General features: G+C 38.8%; 21 protein-coding genes and 1 tRNA gene. 10 read left to right on the plus strand and 12 right to left on the minus strand.

Annotated elements, in window-relative coordinates; all coding sequences use genetic code 11:
• Positions 1-2: 2 nt before the first annotated feature.
• Positions 3-845, plus strand: coding sequence for a DUF4249 domain-containing protein (locus BM141_RS03230; RefSeq protein ID WP_091539947.1), 843 nt, complete (start codon positions 3-5; stop codon positions 843-845).
• 173 nt (positions 846-1018) lie between these two features.
• Here BM141_RS03230 and BM141_RS03235 read toward each other — a convergent pair.
• A tRNA-Pro gene (locus BM141_RS03235) sits at positions 1019-1092 on the minus strand.
• Between the two features lie 164 nt (positions 1093-1256).
• On the opposite strand from BM141_RS03235, the gene rpsL reads away from it, so the two are divergent.
• The 4 genes from rpsL to rpsJ are packed head-to-tail and all read left to right on the plus strand — an operon-like array spanning position 1257 to position 4675.
• Positions 1257-1676, plus strand: a complete 420-nt coding sequence (rpsL, locus tag BM141_RS03240) for a 30S ribosomal protein S12 (protein WP_091539951.1) — start codon at positions 1257-1259, stop codon at positions 1674-1676.
• Positions 1677-1734: 58 nt separating this feature from the next.
• Complete coding sequence (gene rpsG / locus BM141_RS03245; protein WP_091539954.1) at positions 1735-2217, plus strand: 30S ribosomal protein S7; 483 nt, start codon at positions 1735-1737, stop codon at positions 2215-2217.
• 5 nt (positions 2218-2222) lie between these two features.
• The gene (gene fusA, locus BM141_RS03250) at positions 2223-4349 is read left to right on the plus strand and encodes an elongation factor G (RefSeq protein WP_091539958.1); all 2127 of its coding nucleotides are present in this window, start codon (positions 2223-2225) and stop codon (positions 4347-4349) included.
• 20 nt (positions 4350-4369) lie between these two features.
• Positions 4370-4675, plus strand: coding sequence for a 30S ribosomal protein S10 (gene rpsJ, locus BM141_RS03255; protein ID WP_091539961.1), 306 nt, complete (start codon positions 4370-4372; stop codon positions 4673-4675).
• A gap of 167 nt (positions 4676-4842) precedes the next feature.
• On the opposite strand, the gene BM141_RS03260 is transcribed toward rpsJ, so the two are convergent.
• The 3 genes from BM141_RS03260 to BM141_RS03270 all read right to left on the minus strand — a co-directional run bounded on the left by BM141_RS03260 (position 4843) and on the right by BM141_RS03270 (position 8983).
• Positions 4843-7077: a DNA methyltransferase gene (locus BM141_RS03260; protein ID WP_091539965.1), complete on the minus strand. Its 2235-nt coding sequence runs from the start codon at positions 7075-7077 to the stop codon at positions 4843-4845.
• Between the two features lie 140 nt (positions 7078-7217).
• Positions 7218-8039, minus strand: coding sequence for a 1,4-dihydroxy-2-naphthoyl-CoA synthase (gene menB / locus BM141_RS03265; protein WP_091539968.1), 822 nt, complete (start codon positions 8037-8039; stop codon positions 7218-7220).
• A gap of 227 nt (positions 8040-8266) precedes the next feature.
• Entirely contained in the window at positions 8267-8983 is a 717-nt protein-coding gene (locus BM141_RS03270; protein WP_091539970.1) for an RluA family pseudouridine synthase, read from the minus strand.
• A 215-nt stretch (positions 8984-9198) separates the two neighbouring features.
• On the opposite strand from BM141_RS03270, the gene BM141_RS03275 reads away from it, so the two are divergent.
• A complete protein-coding gene (locus tag BM141_RS03275) occupies positions 9199-11193 on the plus strand; it encodes a M3 family metallopeptidase (RefSeq protein ID WP_091539973.1) in 1995 nt (664 codons plus the stop codon).
• A gap of 48 nt (positions 11194-11241) precedes the next feature.
• Here BM141_RS03275 and BM141_RS03280 read toward each other — a convergent pair whose 3' ends face one another.
• Together BM141_RS03280 and BM141_RS03285 are read right to left on the minus strand one after the other, a co-directional pair.
• Positions 11242-12027, minus strand: coding sequence for a LytR/AlgR family response regulator transcription factor (locus BM141_RS03280; RefSeq protein ID WP_091539977.1), 786 nt, complete (start codon positions 12025-12027; stop codon positions 11242-11244).
• Between the two features lie 7 nt (positions 12028-12034).
• Complete coding sequence (locus BM141_RS03285) at positions 12035-13057, minus strand: sensor histidine kinase (RefSeq protein WP_091539980.1); 1023 nt, start codon at positions 13055-13057, stop codon at positions 12035-12037.
• A 329-nt stretch (positions 13058-13386) separates the two neighbouring features.
• On the opposite strand from BM141_RS03285, the gene BM141_RS03290 reads away from it, so the two are divergent.
• Complete coding sequence (locus BM141_RS03290; protein WP_091539982.1) at positions 13387-15786, plus strand: TonB-dependent receptor; 2400 nt, start codon at positions 13387-13389, stop codon at positions 15784-15786.
• A 385-nt stretch (positions 15787-16171) separates the two neighbouring features.
• Here BM141_RS03290 and BM141_RS03295 read toward each other — a convergent pair whose 3' ends face one another.
• Together BM141_RS03295 and BM141_RS03300 are read right to left on the minus strand one after the other, a co-directional pair.
• A complete protein-coding gene (locus BM141_RS03295; protein WP_091539985.1) occupies positions 16172-16777 on the minus strand; it encodes a trimeric intracellular cation channel family protein in 606 nt (201 codons plus the stop codon).
• A 52-nt stretch (positions 16778-16829) separates the two neighbouring features.
• Positions 16830-17537 (minus strand): response regulator transcription factor, encoded by a 708-nt coding sequence (locus tag BM141_RS03300; protein ID WP_091539988.1) that lies wholly within the window; start codon positions 17535-17537, stop codon positions 16830-16832.
• Positions 17538-17680: 143 nt separating this feature from the next.
• Between BM141_RS03300 and BM141_RS03305 the strand changes: the two genes are divergently transcribed.
• From BM141_RS03305 to bioA, 3 genes are all read left to right on the plus strand, one after another.
• The gene (locus BM141_RS03305) at positions 17681-18232 is read left to right on the plus strand and encodes a 2'-5' RNA ligase family protein (protein WP_091539990.1); all 552 of its coding nucleotides are present in this window, start codon (positions 17681-17683) and stop codon (positions 18230-18232) included.
• Between the two features lie 168 nt (positions 18233-18400).
• The gene (gene hslU / locus BM141_RS03310) at positions 18401-19765 is read left to right on the plus strand and encodes an ATP-dependent protease ATPase subunit HslU (protein WP_091539993.1); all 1365 of its coding nucleotides are present in this window, start codon (positions 18401-18403) and stop codon (positions 19763-19765) included.
• Complete coding sequence (bioA, locus tag BM141_RS03315) at positions 19766-21019, plus strand: adenosylmethionine--8-amino-7-oxononanoate transaminase (protein ID WP_091539995.1); 1254 nt, start codon at positions 19766-19768, stop codon at positions 21017-21019.
• Between the two features lie 31 nt (positions 21020-21050).
• Here bioA and BM141_RS22520 read toward each other — a convergent pair whose 3' ends face one another.
• The 4 genes from BM141_RS22520 to BM141_RS03335 all read right to left on the minus strand — a co-directional run bounded on the left by BM141_RS22520 (position 21051) and on the right by BM141_RS03335 (position 24533).
• The gene (locus BM141_RS22520; RefSeq protein WP_143090780.1) at positions 21051-21266 is read right to left on the minus strand and encodes a hypothetical protein; all 216 of its coding nucleotides are present in this window, start codon (positions 21264-21266) and stop codon (positions 21051-21053) included.
• Complete coding sequence (locus tag BM141_RS03320) at positions 21223-21822, minus strand: RNA polymerase sigma factor (protein ID WP_091539997.1); 600 nt, start codon at positions 21820-21822, stop codon at positions 21223-21225. The genes BM141_RS22520 and BM141_RS03320 overlap by 44 nt, the downstream gene beginning before the upstream one ends.
• A gap of 462 nt (positions 21823-22284) precedes the next feature.
• Positions 22285-23400 carry a T9SS ring complex lipoprotein PorK/GldK gene (porK, locus tag BM141_RS03325; RefSeq protein ID WP_091540249.1) on the minus strand — a complete coding sequence of 372 codons (1116 nt, stop codon included), beginning with the start codon at positions 23398-23400 and terminating at the stop codon, positions 22285-22287.
• Between the two features lie 302 nt (positions 23401-23702).
• A complete protein-coding gene (locus BM141_RS03335) occupies positions 23703-24533 on the minus strand; it encodes an MBL fold metallo-hydrolase (RefSeq protein ID WP_091540003.1) in 831 nt (276 codons plus the stop codon).
• Between the last annotated feature and the right edge of the window lie 63 nt (positions 24534-24596).

A 24596-nucleotide genomic window follows, 5' to 3' on the forward strand; every position in this document is an offset into this window, starting at 1 on the left:
TCATGAAAAAATACAATCTTATAATCCTTACGACTTTACTTTCTACTGTGTTACTTTCTTGGGCTTGCACGAAAATAGAACTTAGTCCAAATAAGAATGACAAGGCAGTTTTGCAAGGCTACTTATATGCTTACCAGCCTGTTACAGAAATACAAATTACCCGTATTGTGCCAAAAGAAAGCGAAGACAGTGTTTCATTGCCTATCACAGATGCAGAGGTTTTTATCATAGCAGATGATAAAAAATACAAACTTACGCACAATGCTCAAAGGCAAGGATTTTATAGGTACGAAGGCACTGACTTGCAAATCATTCCTAATAAAAAGTATAAAATCGAGTTTGATTATTTTGGAAGAACTACCAGCGCAGAAACCATAGTGCCTTCTGCCCCTCAAAATATAAGTATTTCTCCCACAGTGGTTTATGCGTATAGAGTAAGTAGCATTACTGATTTGTTCAACAACACTTCTTCTTTGGAAGAAATCAAAATTACATGGAGCAATCCAAGTCAAGAATACTTCTATATCGTCATTGACAACTTAGAAGACAATCCTCAAAAAATTGTGGCAGATGGCGTACTGCCAGATTTTGGTAATCGCAATTTTAATTTTATTTCCCAACCCACTCGCAACAATGAATACCTCATTCGCCCTATTCAGTTAGAGCAGTTTGGTAGGTACAGGGTCAAACTTTACAAGGTCAATAAGGAATACGCCGACCTCTACAACACTCAGCAACAGGACTCTCGCAACCTCAATGAACCACTGACCAATGTGCACAATGGTTTGGGAATTTTTACCTCTTTCAATATGGATAGTGTGTTTTTTGAGGTAAGGCGAAGATGAGAAACAAATAGCATATAGCGTATGGTATTTGCATGTATTATGTGCTTTTATTTCCTCACAATCCTTTGAGGTAATACATTTTTACTTATCTTTAAGACTAATCGTGTACGATACTTTATAAAAATAAACAATCGTAATCAATTAATTAACTGCTTACGATTGTTTTTATTGTGTCGGAGTGACAGGATTTGAACCTGCGACCCCTAGCACCCCATGCTAGTACGCTACCGGGCTACGCTACACTCCGATTTTTTGCGATGCAAAGATAGTTAATAGAAAATTAAAATCCAACAAGACAAATATTTTTCTAAATCATTTTGTAAAAAGAATTGAATTACATAATTTTGCACTCCAAAAAATCAAAACAGTAAAAAGTTTTTATTTAAATCGTTTATTATAAGTTTTTTATAAATGCCTACTATACAGCAATTAGTAAGAAAAGGTCGTGAGAATAAGAGCTATAAGTCTAAATCTCCTGCTTTGGATTCTTGCCCTCAACGTAGAGGAGTTTGCACCAAAGTATATACGACCACTCCAAAGAAGCCCAACTCTGCGATGAGGAAAGTGGCTAAGGTTCGCCTTACGAATAGCAAGGAAATTCTTGCTTATATCCCCGGCGAAGGACACAATCTCCAAGAACACTCTATCGTCTTGGTGAGAGGTGGAAGGGTAAAAGACCTTCCTGGTGTGCGTTATCACATCGTTAGAGGTGCATTAGACACTGCGGGTGTGAATGGAAGAAAGCAAAGCCGCTCTTTGTACGGCGCAAAAAGACCTAAACCCGGTGCAGCAGCAGCGCCAGCCGCAAAAGGTAAAGGTGGAAAAAAATAATTTTAATTAATCTGTAAAATAATCAAAAAGTAAAAAGGAGTTACAACCTTGAAGTAAGATGAGAAAAGCAAAACCAAAGAAGCGTTATCTTTTGCCTGACCCTAAGTTTAATGACGTGTTGGTTACAAGATTTGTGAACAACTTAATGGAGAGAGGCAAAAAATCAACAGCCTATACAATCTTCTACGAAGCAGTGGAGTTAGTAGAAAATAGGTTGAGTAAAGGTGGAGAGAAAATAAGTGGTCTTGAAACTTGGAAAAAAGCCCTAAACAATGTCATGCCTTCTGTCGAGGTTCGTTCGCGCAGAGTAGGCGGCGCAAACTTTCAAGTACCGACAGAAGTTCGCCCTGACAGGAAAATATCTTTAGGCATAAAGTGGCTTATCAAGTATGCAAGAGGCAGAGGAGAAAAGACCATGACGGAAAGATTGGCAGGTGAAATCATAGCGGCATCAAAAGGTGAAGGTGCGGCTGTGAAGAAAAAAGACGATACACATAGAATGGCAGAAGCTAATAAAGCATTTTCACACTTTAAGTTTTAAAAACAGTGGCACGAGATTTAAACTATTTGAGAAATATTGGCATCATGGCTCACATCGATGCTGGTAAAACAACAACAACTGAGCGTATCCTTTACTATACAGGGATTACGCACAAAATAGGTGAGGTTCACGACGGTGCGGCTACTACCGACTGGATGGAGCAAGAGCAAGAAAGAGGTATTACTATCACTGCAGCGGCAATTACTACTAACTGGAACTATCCTACCGTACAGGGCGATGCAACCCCTGATACTAAGAGTTATCAAATCAACATTATTGATACTCCTGGTCACGTGGATTTTACCGTAGAAGTAGAGCGTTCTTTGCGTGTATTGGACGGTGCAGTAGCTTTGTTCTGTGCAGTGTCTGGGGTAGAGCCTCAGTCCGAAACAGTTTGGAGACAAGCTGACAAGTACAAAGTGCCTCGTATATGCTTTGTTAATAAAATGGACAGAGCAGGTGCCGACTTTTATAAAGCTGTAAAAGAAATTAAAGAAAAATTAGGGGCTAAACCTGTGCCTCTACAAATTCCTATTGGTGCGGAAGAAAACTTTAAGGGGGTAGTAGATTTAGTAACTAATGAAGCCATTATTTGGAACGAAGAGGACAAAGGTAAAACCTATAAAATCATTCCCGTACCTGCTGACTTGCAAGATGATGTGAACGAGTGGAGACAAAACTTGATAGAGTCTGTAGCTGAGTACGATGATGCTTTGTTAGAAAAGTTCTTTGACAATCCAGATTCTATTACAAAGGAAGAGGTAATGGCAGCAGTTCGCAAGGCGGTAATCGATATGTCTTTTTCGCCTGTACTTTGTGGTTCTGCCTTCAAAAATAAAGGTGTACAAGCGTTACTCGATGCAGTAGTAGCCTACTTGCCATCACCACTTGACCTGCCTCCAGTAGAAGGAACTAATCCTGATACCGAGCAGAAAGAAATTAGAAGACCTACTAACGATGACCCATTTGCAGCATTGGCATTCAAGATTATGACTGACCCATTTGTTGGTCGTTTGTGCTTTATGCGTGTGTACTCTGGTAAGTTAGAAAAAGGTTCTTATGTGTATAACACACGTACTCAAAACAAAGAGCGTATTTCAAGATTGGTACAAATGCACGCTAATAAGCAAAATCCGATTGATTTTGTAGAGGCAGGAGATATTTGTGCAGGGGTTGGTTTCAAAGACATCAAAACAGGAGATACCTTAGTAGATGAAAACCACAAGATAGTGTTGGAGTCTATGAGCTTCCCTGAGCCTGTAATTGGTTATGCGATAGAGCCTAAAAAGCAAGCAGACCAAGACAAGTTGGGTATGGCTTTGGCTAAATTGTTAGAGGAAGACCCTACTTTGAGAGCCTTCACAGACCAAGAAACAGGTCAGACTATCATCAGAGGTATGGGAGAACTTCACTTGGAAATTATCTTAGACCGCATGAAGCGCGAGTTCAAAGTAGAAGTAAACCAAGGACCTCCACAAGTGGCTTATAAAGAACACTTTACTGCAAAAGTTGAGCATAGAGAAGTTTACAAAAAGCAAACAGGTGGACGTGGTAAATTTGCTGATATCGTATTTGAGTTAGGACCGAGAGAAGATGACAAAGAGGGCTTAGAGTTTGTAAATGAAATTGTGGGTGGTGTTATTCCAAAAGAATTTATCCCTGCAATTCAAAAAGGCTTTGAGAATGCCATGAAAAATGGGGTATTAGCTGGCTTCCCTGTTACAGGTTTCAAAGTTCGCCTATTCCATGGTTCTTACCACGATGTGGACTCTGACTCACTATCATTTGAATTGGCGGCAACTATTGGTTTCAAAGAAGCAGGTGCAAAGGCAAAACCAAAATTATTAGAGCCAATCATGTCAGTAGAGGTAGTAACTCCAGATGAGTTTACAGGTCCTGTTACAGGTGATTTGAATAGAAGAAGAGGTATCATGAAAGGCATGGATAGTAGAGGCGGGGCGCAGGTAGTAAAAGCTGACGTGCCATTGTCTGAGCTTTTCGGTTACGTTACTGATTTGCGTACTATCTCCTCAGGTAGAGCATCAGCAAGTTTGACCTTCTCTCACTATGCAGAAGTTCCTAACAACATTGCTGAGGCAGTAGTAGCACAGGTAAAAGGAAGTAAAGGATAACAAATAAAATTTGAAAGGACATGACACAAAAAATAAGAATAAAGTTGAAGAGTTATGACCACAACTTAGTGGACAAGTCTTCTGAGAAAATTGTGAAAGCGGTAAAAGCGACAGGTGCAGTGGTAAGTGGTCCTATTCCTTTACCTACTGAAAAAGAAAAGTTCACTGTGTTGCGTTCCCCACACGTAAACAAAAAGTCAAGAGAACAGTTCCAACTTTGCACCTATAAAAGGCTTATCGACATTTACTCAACCTCTACAAAAACAGTAGATGCTTTGATGAAATTAGAACTGCCAAGTGGTGTAGATGTAGAAATTAAAGTGTGATTTTGGCTCAAAGGATATAAAGAGGCTGTTCATAAAAAGTATGAACAGCCTTTTGTTTTATACCCCAACAAAATGAGCAGGTGAATTTATTCGGATGAAATAGTTACCAATCCTTTACAAATAGGTTGCATAAACTTGTTAGGGGTGAGTAAAGTATGCAGTGCTTCTCAAAACAACCCTCCTTGCGGCATCAGTCGCCAACCATTGCCCACAGGCGTGGCTATGTTTTTTAATACACTCAGAATTGTCTGATTTTCTGGCGTTATACCATTTTTGAGTAAAGGCATGATATTCAGCACAATATCGTCAAAAGTCGGAATTTTGTTTTCTAATTCCACTCTTCGCAAGTAGGAAAGCAAGTAATAGCGAATGCGAAGGTTTAAGTCTATGTGCGTTTGGAATTTCCTATTTTTGCGGATATGAAACTTTTGCGTTTTCTCGTCATAGTCAAACATATCCATCAGTACAGGCGTAAGGTCAGTATATTTTTTTGCCAACAATTCCAAAAAGCCTAATTCTAAACCCTTGATAATCAACTCATCATTGATTTGCTCTAAGGTAGCCCCATTGTACTTGGCTATGATTCCTTCCGCAGTTTGCATGAAAATCTCTGAAATATCCATGCCCAGATTTGCTTTGAGAATGTAGCGGGGTTTGCGAACTTTTTTGAAATTGATGATAAGTTGCCCTGAAAGCACGGTAAAAGGGTTTTGACGCTTTTTGAAGCTCGTTTGTCCGTTGCTTTGCTTGACCGCACCTGCGTACTCAAAACCGCACCTCTCGGCAGTATCTATAATCAAATGCCAAAATTCGGGGTCTTTGTGGGCAAAAACAAAGGACATCCAACGGTCAAATTTCAGCACTCGGTACATCTCTTTAATGCTTTGGGCGATGAGTTCATTGTACTTGTCCTTGCTTTTTTGGTGTTCGCCGCCTTCTATCGCTTCCATTTCGTAGTCCTCCTCCGTTACAGGCAGGTCGAGCCAAGCGTTCCACATGATAGACAAGTCCAAATAGGGAATCTTCTTGCCATAAGGCGGGTCGGTATAGATGTAGTCCACGCTTTCGTTTTTAATGAAACTCAAATCTGTCGCTGTCCCTTTCACGATTTGCCCATTTTTTATCGTTTTTTCATCTATTTTTGTCCCTACGTCTTTTTTTGCTGAAAGAATTTTCTTGAATTTGGTTTCAAAAGTATTCATCAAATCTAAATCAACTGTTTCTTTTGCAACACGATAGCGATAATATCTAAAAGCAGCACTATCCCCTGCATTTTCATTTCTTGCGCCAGAATTGTGATAAGTCAAATTTGTTTTTGTAATGCTACTTGAAAAAGCCAAAAGTAGGGAGTTTTTGATATTTTCATTTTTTTCTTTCAGAATCAAGTGTTTCAGAAAAGCCAGCTGTGCCAATTGTTTTTCAGTAAAAAGTTGCTCAATGGTCTGTACGTCAGAGCCTTTGGGGAGGCGAAAGCCTTGTGGGTAGGAGATTCCTTCCAAATCCCTCAGGTCTTCGAGACCTGAGGGATTTTTAGCGGTAAAAGCAGTTTTTACCCTTTCAAAAGCAAGCATTAACTCATTGATTTTCACAGGGGCAAGCAAGGCATTGACGATAAACACCGACATAGGGTTGAGGTCTATGTGAATCGTCCTCCTATCGGACATGAGTGCCTCTATTGCCGTTACTCCACTGCCACCAAAGGGGTCAAGCACGAGGTCGCCCACATTGGAAAAATGCTCGATGTACGCCCTGACTACGTTCCAAGACTGCTTGGTAAAATAGCCATGCACGCCAAAATGTCGTTTGGAGGCTTGTTTTTGGACAGGCATTTCGTCAAGCAAAGGGCGATTGATGTAGTCGCTTTCATCTTTTACGCCCGATTTTACAGTTTTTACGGTGGCGTAGGAAAAATCTTTGCCATTTTGGAAGGCGGAGGGCGCAAGGTAGCTTTTTAGCTCGTCCCAATAGCTATCTATCTGGTTCAGAGAAAAATAAAGCAAGGGTTTTTCTTCGTCTTGGCGAAAAAGAATAAACTCCTTCCCATTGCAAAGGGCAAAAAACTTGGTTTTGACTTCGGGGTGAATGGCATAGCTATATACTTGTGCTACATTTTCGCCTTCGGTGATGTTTTCATTAGGGGCTTTGGCATCTAAGACCCACGCATAACTAAGCGATTCTGCTTCTGTTTTCAGCAAATAATCAGGCACTTGCTTAATTTGTCGCTTTTGCGAGCCTACTTTCAGAAAGGGATTTGCCAATGCTTTGCTCCTCACGATTTGCTTTCCCGCATAGCCCAAACCCTGCAAGAGTGGCAGTATCAGTTCCTCTCTTACACTATCTTCCTTGAAATCAGGGGAATACAATTGGCTAAAATCAAAATTGCTAAAAAGTGGGGTGTGCATACCGCTATGGTTTTAGAAAAATTAATTTTCAAAGATAGAAAAAAGATTGGAAGGGAAAAATACTAAGCGAAACAGCCCTATAGCAAGCGTTGCTTAACATTTGTCCCCACCTGCCCATCCGCTAATAAGTTGTTGTAAGTCTATGGGAACTTGGGGAATTTAGAAAAATCAGGCTTGCGTTTTTCCATAAAAGCATTTTTACCTTCTTTTGCCTCGTCGGAGAGATAATAAAGCAAAGTAGCATTGCCCGCTAATTCTTGAATCCCTGCTTGCCCGTCAAGTTCGGCATTGAAGGCACTCTTGAGCATACGCAAGGCGATAGGAGATTTTTCCAAGATTTTTTTACACCACTCTACTGTGGTTTCTTCCAACTTTTCCGTAGGAACAACTTTGTTTACCAAACCCATTTGAAGTGCCTCATTGGCATCATAGACATCGCACAGATACCATATTTCTCTTGCCTTTTTCTGCCCTACGATGCGTGCTAAGTAAGAAGCCCCAAACCCTCCGTCAAAGCTACCTACTTTGGGACCTGTTTGCCCAAACTTTGCATTTTCTGCGGCTATGGTCAAGTCGCAAACTACGTGCAAGACATGCCCGCCCCCTATTGCCCAGCCAGCTACCATAGCAATCACGGGTTTGGGAATAGAGCGAATCAACTTTTGTAAGTCTAATACATTGAGGCGTGGCACTCCATCATTGCCTACGTACCCTCCATGTCCTCTTACGCTTTGGTCGCCACCACTACAAAAAGCCTCTGTACCTTCTCCCGTCAGTACCACCACCCCTATTTTGTCATCATAGCGACAGTGTGTCATGGCTTCTATCATTTCTTGCACTGTCAGAGGGGTGAAAGCATTGCGTTTATGAGGTCGATTAATGGTAATTTTTCCTATTCCTTCGTAGTATTCAAAACGGATTTCGTTAAACTCTTTGATTGTTTCCCAATTGATGTTATTCATTCTGATTAGATGTTAGATGGTGGTTATTAGTTTGTTATTTTGTGTATGTATGTAAAAATTGACTTAGCCCGCTCTAAATTGGTCTGGTCAGTTGCTATCAATCCTATCTCATTATCCCGAGTATTCTTCATACATTTTCATTTTTTGAACTTGCCCCAAACCTTAACTTTTTCCCTTGTTGATTTGTTTTTATTGTCAGATTTTTAAGTTTTTCAAAGGTAAAGATTTTATACATCTACCCTATGCTCAATCAGTGCTACTCCTCTAAAAAGATTCCACAAGTCCTCCTCAGGCAATTCGGCAACAAAACGCATCTCTTCCTTCTGAACAGGATGGACAAAGCGAATGGCACGAGCGTGCAGATGTATCCTTGCATCGGGATTGGGGTGATGGTAGCCGTATTTCACATCTCCTACAATTATACTGCCCTGCGTCATGAGTTGTACTCTAATCTGATGAGGTCGCCCTGTAATAGGATTGACTTCTATGAGGTAATAGCCCTCTTTTTCTCCAATGACTCTGTAATATAGTTCTGCCTTCAACCCTCCCTCTATCTCTTTGTCATACGGGGTAACTCTATTTTTTTCTTTATCTTTGACTAACCAGTGTATCAGATGCCCCTGTGGCTTAGCTGGAGGACGTTGAGTAACAGCCCAGTAAGTTTTATATACTTCACGATACTTAAACAAATCATTCATTCGCTCTAAGGCTTTAGAAGTTTTGGCTAATACTATTACCCCACTTACAGGACGGTCAAGACGATGTACTATTCCACAAAAAACATTGCCTTCTTTCTGGTATTTCTCTTTCAAATACGCTCTTACCATTTCTACCAAAGGCATATCCCCCGACTCATCTTCTTGCACCAATACTCCGCTTTCTTTATTTACAATGATAAGATGGTTATCTTCATAAATCACTTTAAAAGGATAATCATGCTCCATAGATTTTTTTAAAAGTTACTGATATTGAATAAAAAAGATAAGCCTACAAACTAAACAGCAAAATTAACAAGTAAAATTAAAAAGTAAGGTGCAAAAATTTTAGTTCTCATATAAATTTTGTAACTATCCAAATACAAAATGCTTTTTGTTTTATTGATAAAACATTCAAAATAATACTAAATTTACCAATCATTTCCATTTTATCTATTTGAAGCATGAAAAATCCGCTAATCTATACACACAACCAACTCATTGACTTTAAAAATATTACAGTAGAAAATGTGCAAGAAGCAGTTACTACCACTACTGCACTGCTCACTGAAAAGCTATCTGAACTATACGCTATCGCTGAGGAGGCTCGTACTTTTGAGAATACGATGAGAAAGTATGATGCCCTGATGAGCCAATTAAGCATTACAAACGCCTTGTTATTTTTGCTTTCGAGTACCGTAGTTGATGACGAACTAAGAAATAAAAGCAGGCAAGCAGTAGAAGAATTGGAAAAGTTTGGCAATCAGTTAGCCTTGGACGAGAACCTTTACCAAGCTATCAAGCAATATGCTCAAACCTCAGAAGCCCAACAGCTCACAGGCTACCAAGAAAAATTTGTTAAGGAAACGGTGAGGAGTTTCGAGAAGAATGGCTTTGCCCTTCCCAAAGAAAAACGCGATGCACTTAAAGACCTCCAAGACCAACTCAGCGAACAAGTCAATTTGTTTTATAAAAATATTGCTGAATATCAGGATTTTATTATTGTTTCTGAGGAAGAGATGGCAGGTCTGCCTGAAGACTTCAAAAATCAGCACAAGCAAGAGGACGGTACTTACAAAATTGGCTTGGAGTATCCCTCTTACACACCCTTTATGCAATACGCACACTCTGAAGAAGCTCGTAAAAAGCTGTATATCAAGTACCTCAATCGTGCTTCAGATAAAAACCTTAGCGTACTTAAAAATGTGCTTCGCCTACGCAAGCAGATAGTAGCATTGCTTGGTTATCAGACCTACGCCGCTTATCGCCAAGAAGATTTGATGAGTAAAAAGCCTGAAATAGTATGGAATTTTGAAAATAAATTGAAAGAGAAAGTAAGACCCAAAGCACAAGCAGACTACCAAGAACTCTTGGAAGTAAAAAAGCAAAAAACAGGAAACTCAAAGGCTCAAATAGTGAACCCTTGGGAATCAGGCTATTATAGGACTATTCTGCTCAAAGAAAAGTACAGTGTCGACCCAGAGCAAGTCAGAACGTATTTTCCTTTGGACAACGTATTGCATGGACTTTTTCATATTTCCGAACAATTATTTGATATTCAATTTGTTGAGCAAAAAGATGTCCCTGTTTGGCACGAGGAGGTACGATATTTTGAGGTAAGAAATGCCAGCGATAAAGCATTGGTTGGCAGGCTTTACTTAGACCTTTTCCCAAGACCCAACAAGTACAATCATGCCGCTTGCTTCCCTTTGGTGCAAGGCAGAGAAACCGAGCATGGCTACCAAATTCCTGTTTTGGCTTTGGTATGCAATTTTTCCAAACCTACTCCTGAGAAGCCCTCTTTGCTCAGACACGCTGAGGTAGAAACCATGTTCCATGAGTTTGGTCATGCCTTGCACGTACTGCTTACCCAATCTCCTGTGGCGGCTTTTGCAGGCACAAATACAGCGAACGACTTTGTAGAAGTTCCTTCCCAACTCTTGGAAAATTGGGCTTGGAACTACGAATCTCTTGCACTTTTTGCCAAACACTACCAAACAGGCGAAGTTTTGCCCAAAGAGTTATTTGATAAAATGCTCTCCGCTAAAAACTTAGGCGTAGGAATATTTACCCAACAGCAGATATTTTATGGCACTTATGACATGACTCTGCACGACAAATATAACCCTGAAAGTGAGGAAAGTACTACAGACATCATCAGAAAGTTGCAAAATGAAATAACTCTTTTCCCTTACTTAGAAGGTACGCACTTCGAAGCGGCATTTGGGCATCTGATGGGCTATGCGGCAAGCTATTATGGCTATTTGTGGTCTTTGGTCTATGCAGATGATATTTTTTCTGTTTTTGAGCAAAAAGGTATTCTCAACAAGGAAGTGGGGGTGAGATACCGAAATACCATTCTTTCCAAAGGCGGTTCGGAGGACGAGATGCAACAACTGATTAATTTTTTAGGGAGAGAACCCAGCGAGGAGGCTTTTTTGAAAAGTTTGGGGGTGTAGGGAAGTAGCATCTGACTTGGAAAATCAGACCTACTCTCATTCATATTTTCACGCACCTTCTATCCATTTTTTGAATAGTGCAGCTTTTTCTCGACTTACCAGAACCTCTTGCGCAGGAGTAGGCATGAGTTCTAATTTTAATTTTCCATTAAAGTAATTGTGGATTTTACGAATAGAAGACAGATGTGCGAGAAATTGGCGATTGATGCGGAAAAAATGAGCAGGGTCAAGGCATAGCCCTAACTCCTCCAGCGTATAGTCGAGTAAAAATTGCTTATTGTCCTTTTGCACCAAGCAAAGCATTTCGTTAGAAGTAAAGAAATAGGCTATCTGTTCGGTAGGAATAGGCAAGAGTTGGTCGCCCTGAGTTACTAAAAAACGGGATTTGTACCTTTTTTCCACAGGGCGTAACGTATCCAAAAGCGATTCCATTTTTAGCGTGTAAAGGTTTTCCAAATGTTGCTGCTCTGAAAACTCACTTTTTAGGTTTTTAAACTTCTCTATTGCATTTTGCAATTCCTGTTGTTTAATAGGCTTCAACAAATAGTCTATACTCTTTACCTTAAATGCCTTTATAGCATATTCATCATAAGAGGTTGTGAAAATAATAGGACTTTTGATAGTTACCTCTTCAAAAATTTGAAAACTTAGCCCGTCAGAGAGTTGAATATCAGAAAATATCAAATCTGGAGCAGGATTTTTTGCAAACCATGCCTTTGCATCTTCTATGCTTTCTAAAATATCTAAAATTTGTATGCTTGCATCTGCTTTCTTAATTAGCTTTTCCAAGCGTTCTGATGCGGGATATTCGTCTTCTATGAGAATAGTAGTCATATTTTTCTTACTGAAGTAGTGGAATTTTTACTTTGAAAAAATCATTGTTTTTAACAATCTCTACCTGCCTATCTGATAGGAGCTGATAGCGATTGACGATATTTTGTAAACCTACTTTGGTGGATTTCTCAAAAGTTTTTTTCTCTTGGATATTGTTTTCCACTTGTAGATACCCTTCTCCATCTTCTGAAATTTTGATTTTCAATGGTTTATCTTTTGAAATAATATTGTGTTTGATAGCATTTTCTATGAGCATTTGCAAGCTGAGAGGAGCTACCTGTTGGTGGTAGGTCTGCCTCGAGACTTGTTTTTCTATCTGCAAATTTTCCCTAAAACGTACTTTATTAAGGTAAATATAAGCGTCCAAAAATTGCATTTCTTCTTCTACTGTTACAGTATTTTTATCTTTGCTGATAAGTACGTATCTATAAACATCTGACAATCTATCCAAATATTCTTGAGCAGGTTTATTTTCGTCATCTATCAAAGAAGCAAGTGTATTCAAACTGTTAAATAAAAAGTGTGGGTCAAGTTGATTTTTGAGGGTATCTAACTGCGACTGCACATTCTCTCTTGCCAATATTTCGCTTTTCTTTACGTCTGCCGCCCAAGACTCAAAAAAGAACACGCTTTCGTAAATCAAAGTAACGATAGTAGTGGGGATTAAGCCTATTTTAAACCCTTTGAAAAGTACAGGTAAGTCCTTGCCTAAAAGCAGATAACAATAACCATAATCTATGATAGAGGTAATAATAAATATATAAACGATAATGACTACTGCCTCATAAAACAGTCGTTTCTTGGTTTGACTATAATTAGGGTACAAAACCCTACTACGTATAAAAATATAACGACAGCCTTCCCATACAAAAAAAGTATTCAAAAAAGAGGTACTTAGCCAGTGCCAAGCCTCGAACCAATCAACGGTAGGAAAGAAAGCCTCTGGGTGAATATACAATGCAAGCCCAATAGTAATAAGAGGCGTTCCTATCCATCTTGCTTTTTGGTCGTTTAGTGTTACTTTTTCCATTTATCAGATGGGTTTAAAACTAAGAAGGACAAATATAAACAGATAAATGAAAAGAATGATGATAAAACTGGGGTGAAGTGTGGAAAATAAAGGGTGAAGTGAAAGCATATTTTACCTCTCCGCTTCACCCCTACATTTTTACGCTTCACCTACTTTCCGATTCTTTTTTTATGATTTTCAGGTCAATTTTGAAGCCATAAATCAAAGCCCCTTCTAAATCTCTACCTCATAAGAAGGCTCCGAAAGCAAAGCTATCTATGCAATAGGGAATGAATATAAAAGTTTAGAATGGACAATAAGCTAAAAAACTTCAAAATCTCATTAAAACTATGAAAAACTTAATTTTATCTGTTATTCTACTAATCCAATTATTGCCTGTGTTTGTATGCCCTCAAACAAGTATGGCACAGACGCAAAACATTCGAGGCAAAGTTACCGATGTAGCTTCCAAATCACCCATTATTGGAGCAAATGTTTTGGTTTTAGGTAGCAATCCGCTCATAGGTTCTTCTACTGACGAAAATGGTAGCTTCCGCTTGCTTAACGTGCCTGTTGGTCGTGTAAATTTGAAAATTGCCTTCATTGGTTACGAGGACGTTTTCATGAAAGATATTATCGTAAATGCTGGGAAAGAAGTAATTTTAGAAGTAGGCATGACCGAGAGTATCACCAGTCTGAACGAAGTAGTGGTTACTTTCCAAAGAAGCGAAGACGCAAAAATCACTAATAATGAAATGGCAACGGTGAGTTCGCGTCCATTTAACCCCAGCGAAACGCTTAAATATGCAGGTAGCTTGGGCGACCCCTCGCGTATGGCGGCAAACTTCGCTGGCGTGAGCGGTGCAAATGATGCAAGGAACGACATCATAGTACGTGGCAACTCTCCTGCTTCTCTACTATGGCGTTTGGAAGGCGTAAATATCCCCAATCCCAATCACTTTGGAGCTTTGGGAACTTCAGGAGGTCCTGTAAGTATGCTTAATGCCAATCTTTTAGCAAAATCCGATTTTATGACAGGTGCTTTCCCTGCCGAGTATGCTAATGCTTTGGGTTCTGTTTTTGACCTGAGATTGAGAAAAGGTAATGATGAAAAACACGAATTTCTTACCCAAGTAGGTTTTAACGGTGTAGAAGTAGGGTTGGAAGGTCCTTTTTCCAAGAAGAAAACTGCTTCTGGTCGTCAAGCCTCTTACTTGCTTAACTATCGTTATTCTCTTTTTGGACTGATGTCTGCGATTGGTTTCCAAATTGCTGGCACACCTTATTATCAGGATTTGACCTTTAAGGCAGATATTCCTGTGGGTAAGAAAGGTACTTTTTCTGCATGGGTGTTGGGTGGAAGGAGTAACATCACTTTCTTGGGCAAAGACGTAAGCACAGACGGGGACGCTTATGGTGATGAAAACAATAATACTTTCGTGAACTTTGGAGCAGGAGTTGGCGCAGTAAGCTACGAACACCGCTTTACAGACCGAACTTATGGCAAAATCACGCTTTCTGCTTCGCAAAGTTTTCAAAACTTTGATGGCGATACTGTCATTTACAAAGGTGATACCAAAGATATAGAAAGAGAAATCCGCAATGAGAGTGCAAGATTTTCTAATGATAAACTCTCTATCAATGCCGTTATCAATCATAAAATCAATGCAAAAAATAAACTCACAGGTGGTTTTATTTTAGATTTTTCACAGTTCAATTTGAAAAATACAAGACTGCTCCCCGTCCCCAATGATTTGAGAAATACTACAGGTGAAACTATGCTTGGACAGGGTTACTTACAATGGAAACATCGCTTCAATGAAAAACTTACCCTCAACTCTGGGCTGAGCTTTATGAGCTACGAACTTAACAGAAAATCAGTTGTAGAGCCGAGAATAGGGCTGAACTACGTACTGAATGAGAAAAGTACAATTAATGTTGCTTACGGTCTGCACAGCAACTTACAGCCTATTTTGCTTTCTTTCTATCAAAATCGCAATGCTGACGGCACTTATAGCCTCACTAACAAAGACTTAGGATTTACCCAAAGCCATCACTTTGTAGTAGGTTTGGAGCAGAGCTTGACTGAAAACCTACGCCTAAAAGTAGAAACTTATTACCAATCTCTCTTTAATGTCCCTGTGGAAACTCGCCCAAGTTATTACTCTGTACTTACTGAGGGAGTGGACTTTGCCCCTACTGACATTGGCAACTTGGTAAATAAAGGCACAGGTACAAATTATGGTGTGGAACTTACCTTAGAAAAATATTTTTCAAACAGCTATTATTTCTTACTTACCACCTCCATTTTTGACTCCAAGTACAAGGGTAGTGATGGTATAGAGCGCAATACACCATTCAACGGCAGATATGTAGTAAATTTTTTAGCAGGTAAGGAGTTTAAAATTGGTAGCAAAGACAATATTTTAAGCATCAATTGGAGAATTACAAGTGCAGGGGGTAGATTCCTCCGCCCTGTGGACTTAGTACAGTCTGCACAGACAGGGATTACTATTTACGATGATGACAATGCCTTTACTGCACAACAACCCGCCTACTTTCGCACTGATTTGAAGTTTTCCTATAAAATCAATCGCAAGCGACTTACGCATGAGATAGCTATTGATTTACAGAATATTACAAATCATCAGAACGTATTGCAGCAAGCATACAACCCTCGCACACAACGTGTAGGAACGGCATACCAACAAGGATTTTTACCGATTCCATTTTACAGATTGACTTTTTAACCGAAATAGTATTTGATTTATATAAAAACTCAAAGAAGCAAACTATAAAAAAGTTTGCTTCTCTTTTTTTCGTCAGTTTTACTGCTTTTTCTAACATGTCAAGTCCACGATAATTATGGAAAAAAATTGCATTTATTTCAAAAAGCTACTTCTTTCTGCGCTTACCAAAAACGTTGCCTGAGTGAGTTAGTGCTTACTTAAAACTACCCGAAGCGTTCAATGTGGCGTAACATAAATGCTGTCCACCTGCCTTGGCAGTATTAGAAGAAAGGAGTTTGGCAGAAGATACTTACTTTAAGATTGGCTTAAATCAATTTTAAATATACTCCTGTACCAATCAAATTACAAAAAGTAAAATGTAGCCGTAGATTTTACAAAACAGCAACTACCTTTTCCATGTCAAAGATAGCTTGTATTTGACTGCCACAAAGCGAATGATGATAATGATAAAGATAGTCAATAAGGTATTTAGGCGAGTATATGGACTGATTTTTTCTAAAAATAAATAAATTCCTGCTCCCACTAAGCAAGCCGTTGCATAAATTTCCTTCCTAAAAATAAGAGGAACTTGGTTGCAGAACACATCTCTCAATACTCCGCCAAAAGTAGCAGATACCATACCCATGATTACTCCTATAAGAGGCGAAACCTGAGCCACCAGTAAGGCTTTTTTCAAACCCAAAATAGTAAAAAAGCCAATCCCTATTGTATCAAACAAAAAAAATGTCTTGCGCAAAGGGAGTATATATTGCTTAAAAGCTATTGCTACCGCCACCGCCACAAAGATAGTCAGCAGGTAATTGGTATCTGCTATCCAAACCAAAGGATGGATACCTAAAAGCACATCGCGGGTAGTCCCACCCCCCAAGGCGGTAATAAAGGCGATAAAAGTTATTCCAAAAGCATCTAATTCATGCTCCTCAGCGGCCAATGCCCCACTAATAGCAAAAACAAAAGTCCCTATCAGTTCTAATGCGTAAGTCAATGTCATAAAAAACAAATATAAAAAAAAGGCGATTTTTTAAACCGCCTTTTCTGATTTTTTAATCTTGCTGCTCAGAAGTTTCTATAAGTTTGAACCCTGTACCGTGAATATTCAAGATTTGTAGTTTGTCGTCCGATTTCAGGTATTTTCGCAGTTTGGTGATATACACGTCCATACTGCGAGAATTGAAGTAGTTATCATCATGCCATATCTGCTTCAATGCCTTTGAGCGTTCTAAGACCTGATTTTTGTTCTGAGCGAGCATCTTGAGCAACTCTGCTTCCTTAGAGGTCAGTTTGATTTCATCAATAGGCGATTTAAGCATTTGAGTATCATACTCAAAGGTAAAATGCCCTATCTTAAACTTATTCCCTGGAGGCATATTCGTTTCCCCACGGCCTGAGCGGCGAAGTATTGCTTTGATTCTCAGCAGAAGTTCCTCAGTAGTAAAAGGTTTGGTGATATAGTCATCAGCTCCTATCTTCAGCCCTTTAATCTTGTCTTCATTCATTGACTTTGCTGTCAAGAAAACAATAGGGATTTCCTTATCTGTTTTGCGAACTTCCTCTGCCAAAGAAAAACCGTCCATGATAGGCAACATCACGTCAAAGATACACAACTGGTATAAATCTGTCTTAAAAGCATGCAAACCTGCTTTACCATCTCTGCAAAGGTTAGTTTTAAAACCTTTAATGTCTAAGTATTCCTTGAGAATTTGACCTAAATTTTGGTCATCTTCTACTAATAAAATTTTTGGTTCGTCCATCTCAAGTTCAAGATATAATAAATTTACTTGCTAACTTTATACAAGTATTGTACGTAGAATTTTAACAAAAATATGCGAAAAGGCATCTATTTTGTTTCATTTAACAAAGCTTAACAGGCTATTTAGCAAAAACTAACAGCCCTATGAAGATTCTTACAAAGCAATATTTTATCGCTATTGTCGCCCCAGAACCTATCCTTTCTGAGGTGCGAGCCTTCAAACAATACATGGCAGAAAACTACCAGAGTGTAGCATCGACAAAATCTCCTGCACATGTTACGTTGTATATGCCTTTTTGGTGGCAAGAAGACCAAGAAATTTTTTTAAAAAATTTGTTAAAATCTTTTTCTGCACAAGAGCAAGCGTTTGATATATTTTTCAATGGTTTTGATTGCTTTGCACCAAGGGTAATTTTCATTCGTGTAGCACATAATCCTGCCTTGCAAGTGCTTCAAAAAAAACTACTTAAAAATTTGAAAGAAACACTTGGCTTGTACCATGCCAAGTACTTCCAGCAAAAATTTCACCCTCACATGACCATAGCAAGCAGAGATTTGACTGAGGAAAAGTTTGATGAAGCGTGGCAAGAATTTAAAAACAAAGAATACAAAGCACATTTTAAAGTGGACAAAATCACTTTGCTTAAACACAATGGAAAAATTTGGGAAGTTAATGAGTATTTTCCTTTTAGCTAAGTTGATATTAATTTAGTGGTAACATTTTTTTTTCTGATTAAAAAACAAGTAATTTGAGGAAAAAAACAAAGCAAACACTTATTAATTAATTCAAGTAATTGTTTATTAATGATATACTAAGGTTTTACTACAAGTTCAAAAACTTCAATCACTCTTGCTAAAACTAAAATGTTGGAAGAAAATAAATACTTAACCCCTAAGCAAATAGTAGAAGAATTAGACAAATACATCATCGGACAAAAAGAGGCAAAGCGAAATGTAGCTATTGCACTGAGAAATCGTTGGCGAAGGCTAAGTGCGAAACCTGAGATACAAAAGGAAATCATGCCCAATAATATTCTGATGATTGGCTCTACAGGCGTAGGAAAAACAGAAATAGCACGTCGTTTAGCAAAAATAGCTGACGCTCCTTTCATCAAAGTAGAGGCTTCTAAGTTTACCGAAGTAGGGTATGTAGGGCGTGATGTAGAAAGTATGGTGCGCGACTTAGTAGAGCAGGCAGTGAATATGGTCAAAGCACAAAAGAAAGAAGAAGTAAAGGTCAAAGCCTCTGCTATCGTAGAAGATATGATTTTAGATGCCCTGATTCCTCCGCTCAAAAGTAGAGATTACGAGTCCAGCAATGCAGACTTAGAACTCAACGAAAAAACCAGAGAGCGATTTAGGGAAAAACTTAGAAATGGTGAATTAGAGGATAGAAAAATAGAAATAGAAATAGAAAATGGCACTTCTTCCTCAAATATAGGTGTGGTTGGCGGGGCAATAGATGAGATTTCTATGATGAACATTCAAGAAATGATTAATGGTATGCTTCCTAAACGCACTAAGAAACGTAAGTTACCCATTGCTGAAGCCCGAAAGATATTACTTGACGAAGAGACCTCTAAGATGATTGACATGGACGAGGTCAAGGCATTGGCAATACAAAAAGCCGAGAATGCAGGGATTATTTTCATAGATGAGATAGACAAAATTGCTTCCAGTTCCAAAGCCTCTGGTGGTCCGGACGTGAGTAGAGAAGGGGTACAAAGGGACTTGTTGCCTATAGTAGAGGGGAGTGCAGTCAATACCAAGTATGGCGTAACCAATACAGACCACATTCTCTTTGTTGCGGCAGGAGCTTTTCACGTTTCTAAACCTTCTGATTTGATACCAGAGTTGCAGGGTCGCTTCCCTATTCGTGTAGAATTAGAAAGCCTAAGTAAAGAAGATTTCTACAAAATCTTGAAAATGCCTAAAAATGCACTTACTAAGCAATATCAAGCTCTTTTTGAGGCAGAGGGAGTAGAACTTTCTTTCTCCGATGATGCCTTAGAGGAAATAGCTGATATTGCCTTTCAAATTAACGCCGAAGTAGAAAATATTGGAGCGCGCCGCTTGCATACAGTGATGAGCCACCTGCTCAACGAGTTTCTCTTTGATGTACCTGATGTCATCGTGCCAAACTCAAAACTTATTGTCAATAAGGAGTTGGTCAAAGAAAAACTTTCTACTTTGGTAAAAAATAAAGACTTGAGTCAATACATCTTGTAAATGAACGACAGTGCGATTTGGCATCCTTTTACCCCGCTCGTAGGGCATCGAGAGCCATTGTTAGTTACTTCGGCACATGGTTGTTATTTGCATACTTCTGATGGAAGGAGAATCTTAGACGCTATTTCCTCTTGGTGGGTAAACTTGCACGGGCATGCTCACCCCTACATCGCTCAGGCAATCGCATCACAAGCCAACCAGTTAGAACACGTTATCTTTGCAGGGTTTACTCACGAGCCAGCAATTAGATTGGCAAACAGGCTCTTGCAAATTCTTCCTTCTAACCAATCAAAAGTTTTTTTCTCTGACAATGGAAGTACTGCTACCGAAGTAGCAATGAAAATGGCTTTCCAATATTTCTACAACCAAAAAATCCATAAACCTAAAATCATTGCCTTTGAGGGGGCATACCATGGGGATACTTTTGGGGCAATGTCAGTAGGCGATAGAAGCCCTTTTAATGCTCCTTTCCAACCTTATCTTTTTGAGGTAGAGTTTGTTCCCCTGCCTAATGAGGAAAATGAAGAAAGCGTTTTCGCTTTATTTAAAACACTAATTAGCTCAGGAGAAATCGGGGCTTTCATTTTTGAGCCTCTCGTCCAAGGAGCAAGTGGAATGAGAATGTACTCTGCCTCCTGGTTAGACCAAGCTATTGCCTTTGCCCAAGCAAATGAAGTGATTTGCATAGCAGATGAAGTGTTTACGGGCTTTGGGAGGACGGGAAAGCTATTTGCTTCTGATTATCTCTCTTACAAACCTGACATTATTTGCTTGTCTAAGGGAATTACAGGTGGTTTCATGCCTTTGGGTGTAACAACCTGTACCGCTCAAATCCAGTCAGCCTATTATTCAGAGGATATTCTAAAAACTTTTTTTCATGGACATTCTTATACGGCAAATCCTTTGGCATGTGCGGCTGCTAATGCAAGTTTAGAGTTGCTGCTCAGCGAGCAATGCCAATCTAATATTAGGCATATAACACTTTGTCATGAGCAGTTTATCCAAGAAAACCGTCATCTTCCTTTGGTGCGAGGTATGCGCCAATTAGGCACTATCTTAGCTATTGAGATAAATCAAACTGGAGCTACTTCCTATTTTCACGAGGCTCGTAACTCTTTGTATTATTATTTTTTAGATAGAAACATTCTGCTCAGACCTTTGGGCAATGTACTTTATATAGTACCGCCCTACATCATCACAGATGGGGAGTTAGCATGGATTTACCAAGAATTAATCAAACTTTTGAAAAACTAAGTGTCTTTTGTAAGTATCTTTTAATGCAGTGTTAGTCCACTACATTCATATTTTGCATCAATTTGACTACTACTACTGCGATGATGCTACCAAGCAAAGTCAATAATAAGAATGGAAAAAGAGTTGCCATAGGAATAACTTTTAGTGTGTTTGTTTTGATGATTTGATTGATTTTTACTTTTCTTTGCCAGTTTTGGTCTGGTTTAGCTTGCCATACGCATCTGTTCCGCAGTATATTCGCTTTCATTAATGCGTTTGCGAAGGCTAATCAGTGCATATCTCATTCTCCCTAAGGCAGTATTGATACTTACTCCAGTGGTATCAGCAATTTCTTGGAAACTCATGTGCATAAAATGACGCATCATCAATACTTGCTTTTGCGATTGAGGAAGGTCGTAAATCATAGATTTAAGTTGGGAGTGCGTTTCTTTTCTAATCTTAGAAGATTCTGCTGAGTCCTCAGAGAAAGTCATCGTATTGGAAATTTTCGTTTTCTCATCTACTCTTACTTTCACAAATCTCTTTTGTTTTCTAAAATGGTCTATGGCTAAATTATGAGCGATTCGAGTAAGCCAAGGGAGGAATTTGCCTTCTTCGTTGTACTTCCCTGCTTTGATTGTATCTACGGCTTTGATGAGTGCTTCTTGCAGGAGGTCTTCGGCTTCTTCTCTGTCTTTTACAATGTTTTGAATAGAAACCAGCAAGCGAGTTTTGTAGCGTTGTACTAATGTAGCAAATGCTCCCTCGTTCCCGTTTTTGTAGAGATTAATCAGTTCAGTGTCGTTAAATTCTAACTTTCTCATTGCTTTAAAATTTTAGGTCTTGAAACATTTTTGAAATTAGGCATCATCAAGGATAGCTAAATTTCGGTTAAGTCATTAAATCAGTTCTACTTGCAAAGGGGTAAGTTAGCCAATTAGTTCTATTTTGCTTTCTTTTGACATTTAGACGAGAGTATTTCAAAAAGTCACTTAATTTTTCTCATTTTTTTAGTGTATCTTTAAAACACTCTCGTTTTTTTCACTTTTCAACATTTAGACGTAAAGTCAGAAGGAAGTCACATCTTTTTGCTAAAAATTTTTAATATGCTTTAAGGTTGATTGCTTTAACTGCTTTTGTATCACTTTTAAACTTTCTAATATTTAGACGTAGCTCTAAGAAAAAGTCACAGATTTTTTTTGATTTTTTTATTATTCTGCAAAACAGTAAAAAGCCTGTACTTATAAAAAGTACAGGCTTTAAATATGTTATAATTGTTAAAGTCTTTAAAACTCAAATCCAGAAGAACGTCCTAAATAAGTCATTGCACAACGGAAACCGATATAAGAAGTAGCAGAATCTTGATGCTCGAAAGTCCTTGTGCCTGTTTCTATCAAGAAAGCTACATCTTTCCAAGAACCACCTCTTATCAGCTTCAACGGTTGATTTCCGTCATAATAAGTAGGGTTCAAATCCCACACCAAAGGAACGCTTGCGGGATTAAAAGCATCTTCACACCACTCAGCCACGTTACCTGCCATATCGTATAAACCGTAATCATTCGCATAATAAGAGGCTACAGGAGCGGTATAGGAGAAACCGTCGTCATAGTAATTTCCTCTGCCCGGCTTGAAGTTAGCTAAGGCACAACCTTTTGCATTTCTTACATAAGGGCTACCCCAAGGGTATTTTGCCATGTCACGACCGCCTCTTGCGGCGTATTCCCACTCAGCTTCAGAAGGTAAGCGGAAGTTGGGCATGGGGAATTTACCATCATCTGTTCTTACTTGATTCATGTACTTAGTTCTCCATTCGCAGAAAAGCATTGCTGCTTTCCAAGTAACCCCTACCACAGGATAATCGTCATAGGCAGGGTGCGAATAGTAGTACTGAGCCATAGGGTCTCCCATGTGGTGAGTAAAGTCGTTAATCCACACTAAGGTATCAGGGTATAATTCGTCTGTAATACCTTGCTGGTCAACTATTTCAGGAAGGGCGGTGTTTTTATTGTATCTAATAGCAAAGATAGAGCTATCACCACCAATAGGCAAGAAATTGCTTACACCGTCAGAAGCACCGTCATTGCCTTGAATAAATTGTCTATACTCATTATTAGTAATCTCAGTGTCGTCCATGTAGAAACCACTAATAGTAATTTGCTTGTTCATAGCAATTTTAGAGGACGCTACATCTTGGTCTGCTTGTCCCATGTGAAATGTGCCGGGTGGGATAGAAACCATACCATAAGGTAGTTCTTGCTTCCAGCCTTCGCGATTCAAGACCCCAATCAGTTCTCCATCTCCTTTTTTATTCTTTCCCCCAAAAATACAGGCTTGTGAGAGTAGTGCTAATGTAAGAATCTGTAACAAAAAACTCGCTTTTCGCAGATTCCATAATTTCATTTGAATCATAGTGATGATGTTGTATGATTTCTTTTTGGATTTAAGTATTCTTATTAAATAAGTTTTGTATGCTATATCGCTTATTCGTTGATTGCAAAATTGGTCAAAGGTAAACTAAGGTTTGTAAATTTATTTGCAAAAAAATAAAGTTTTTTTCAGTTTTCCTAATTCCTTGCAATTTGTATGCTATAAAAGTTTCAATGATGTAACATTTGAATTATTTTTTCATCTTACAAAAATAAAACCAAAAATAAGGCTTAGCACCAAACTTGCAGAATTTTTTGTTTTATTGAGGTATGTTTTCATAGTTCGCTTAGCATAAAAGTATCTTTATGCCTTATGCCGGAAGCAGTTTGCTGAAGCGTACAACACTCATAGATAGGGTCATGCTCAAAAAAAAGTATCCAATCTTCTGCCAATGCTTTTTTCAAAATATCTTCTTTTTCTTGCAGGGTTTGAAGCGGTCTTATATCATAAGCCATGACATAAGGCAAAGGAATATGTCCAAGCGAAGGAAACAAGTCGGCACAGTAAAGGATTTTACGCCCTCTGTAGGAAATGAGGGGTAGCATCATTTGCTCTGTATGCCCGTTTACAAAAATAATCTCTATGTTTTCAGTAAATTTAGCTTCTTTGACCCAAGAAAGCTGGTGGTGTTCTTTCATAGGAAGTAGGTTTTCTTTCAAAAAACTTGCTTTTTCTCTGGCATTAGGATAGACAGCCCACTGCCAATGTGCTTCGTTTGTCCAATAATTGGCTTTGGGAAATGTAGTAACTAACTTTTCCCCTTCATACCGTACCCCGCCGCCACAATGGTCAAAATGCAAATGCGTCAAAAAAGCATCTGTAATATCTTGATAATCTACTCCTATGGCTTTTAAAGATTTTTCTAAGGAATCCTCGCCATGCAAGTAGTAATAGCTAAAAAATTTTTCACTTTGTTTGTTTCCTATGCCATTATCTATGAGTATGAGGCGATTTTCGTCTTGTATCAAAAGACAACGCATTGCCCAAGTACACATATTGTTTTGGTCAGCAGGATTGAGTTTGTACCACATAGATTTGGGGACTACGCCAAACATAGCCCCACCGTCTAATTTAAAATAGCCTGTATTAATGACTTTTAGCTGCATTTGATGGAGTGTAGGTTAAGTTTTCTTACCTCTTTTCTTTATTGATTAAGTTTTATTCCTTGT

It is taken from the genome of Thermoflexibacter ruber, assembly GCF_900113045.1.
In the GTDB taxonomy this organism is placed as follows: domain Bacteria; phylum Bacteroidota; class Bacteroidia; order Cytophagales; family Thermoflexibacteraceae; genus Thermoflexibacter; species Thermoflexibacter ruber.

Coding starts and splice junctions, on each gene's coding strand:
- BM141_RS03285 (WP_091539980.1), bottom strand. CDS start 13,057: ATGGAAAAAGTAACACTAAACGACCAAAAAGCAAGATGGATAGGAACG.
- BM141_RS03295 (WP_091539985.1), bottom strand. CDS start 16,777: ATGACATTGACTTACGCATTAGAACTGATAGGGACTTTTGTTTTTGCT.
- BM141_RS03270 (WP_091539970.1), bottom strand. CDS start 8,983: ATGGAGCATGATTATCCTTTTAAAGTGATTTATGAAGATAACCATCTT.
- porK (WP_091540249.1), bottom strand. CDS start 23,400: ATGAAATTATGGAATCTGCGAAAAGCGAGTTTTTTGTTACAGATTCTT.
- BM141_RS03280 (WP_091539977.1), bottom strand. CDS start 12,027: ATGACTACTATTCTCATAGAAGACGAATATCCCGCATCAGAACGCTTG.
- rpsG (WP_091539954.1), top strand. CDS start 1,735: ATGAGAAAAGCAAAACCAAAGAAGCGTTATCTTTTGCCTGACCCTAAG.
- rpsJ (WP_091539961.1), top strand. CDS start 4,370: ATGACACAAAAAATAAGAATAAAGTTGAAGAGTTATGACCACAACTTA.
- BM141_RS03230 (WP_091539947.1), top strand. CDS start 3: ATGAAAAAATACAATCTTATAATCCTTACGACTTTACTTTCTACTGTG.
- BM141_RS03275 (WP_091539973.1), top strand. CDS start 9,199: ATGAAAAATCCGCTAATCTATACACACAACCAACTCATTGACTTTAAA.
- BM141_RS03290 (WP_091539982.1), top strand. CDS start 13,387: ATGAAAAACTTAATTTTATCTGTTATTCTACTAATCCAATTATTGCCT.
- rpsL (WP_091539951.1), top strand. CDS start 1,257: ATGCCTACTATACAGCAATTAGTAAGAAAAGGTCGTGAGAATAAGAGC.
- BM141_RS22520 (WP_143090780.1), bottom strand. CDS start 21,266: ATGAAAGCGAATATACTGCGGAACAGATGCGTATGGCAAGCTAAACCA.
- bioA (WP_091539995.1), top strand. CDS start 19,766: ATGAACGACAGTGCGATTTGGCATCCTTTTACCCCGCTCGTAGGGCAT.
- BM141_RS03300 (WP_091539988.1), bottom strand. CDS start 17,537: ATGGACGAACCAAAAATTTTATTAGTAGAAGATGACCAAAATTTAGGT.
- BM141_RS03320 (WP_091539997.1), bottom strand. CDS start 21,822: ATGAGAAAGTTAGAATTTAACGACACTGAACTGATTAATCTCTACAAA.
- BM141_RS03335 (WP_091540003.1), bottom strand. CDS start 24,533: ATGCAGCTAAAAGTCATTAATACAGGCTATTTTAAATTAGACGGTGGG.
- BM141_RS03305 (WP_091539990.1), top strand. CDS start 17,681: ATGAAGATTCTTACAAAGCAATATTTTATCGCTATTGTCGCCCCAGAA.
- menB (WP_091539968.1), bottom strand. CDS start 8,039: ATGAATAACATCAATTGGGAAACAATCAAAGAGTTTAACGAAATCCGT.
- BM141_RS03260 (WP_091539965.1), bottom strand. CDS start 7,077: ATGCACACCCCACTTTTTAGCAATTTTGATTTTAGCCAATTGTATTCC.
- hslU (WP_091539993.1), top strand. CDS start 18,401: ATGTTGGAAGAAAATAAATACTTAACCCCTAAGCAAATAGTAGAAGAA.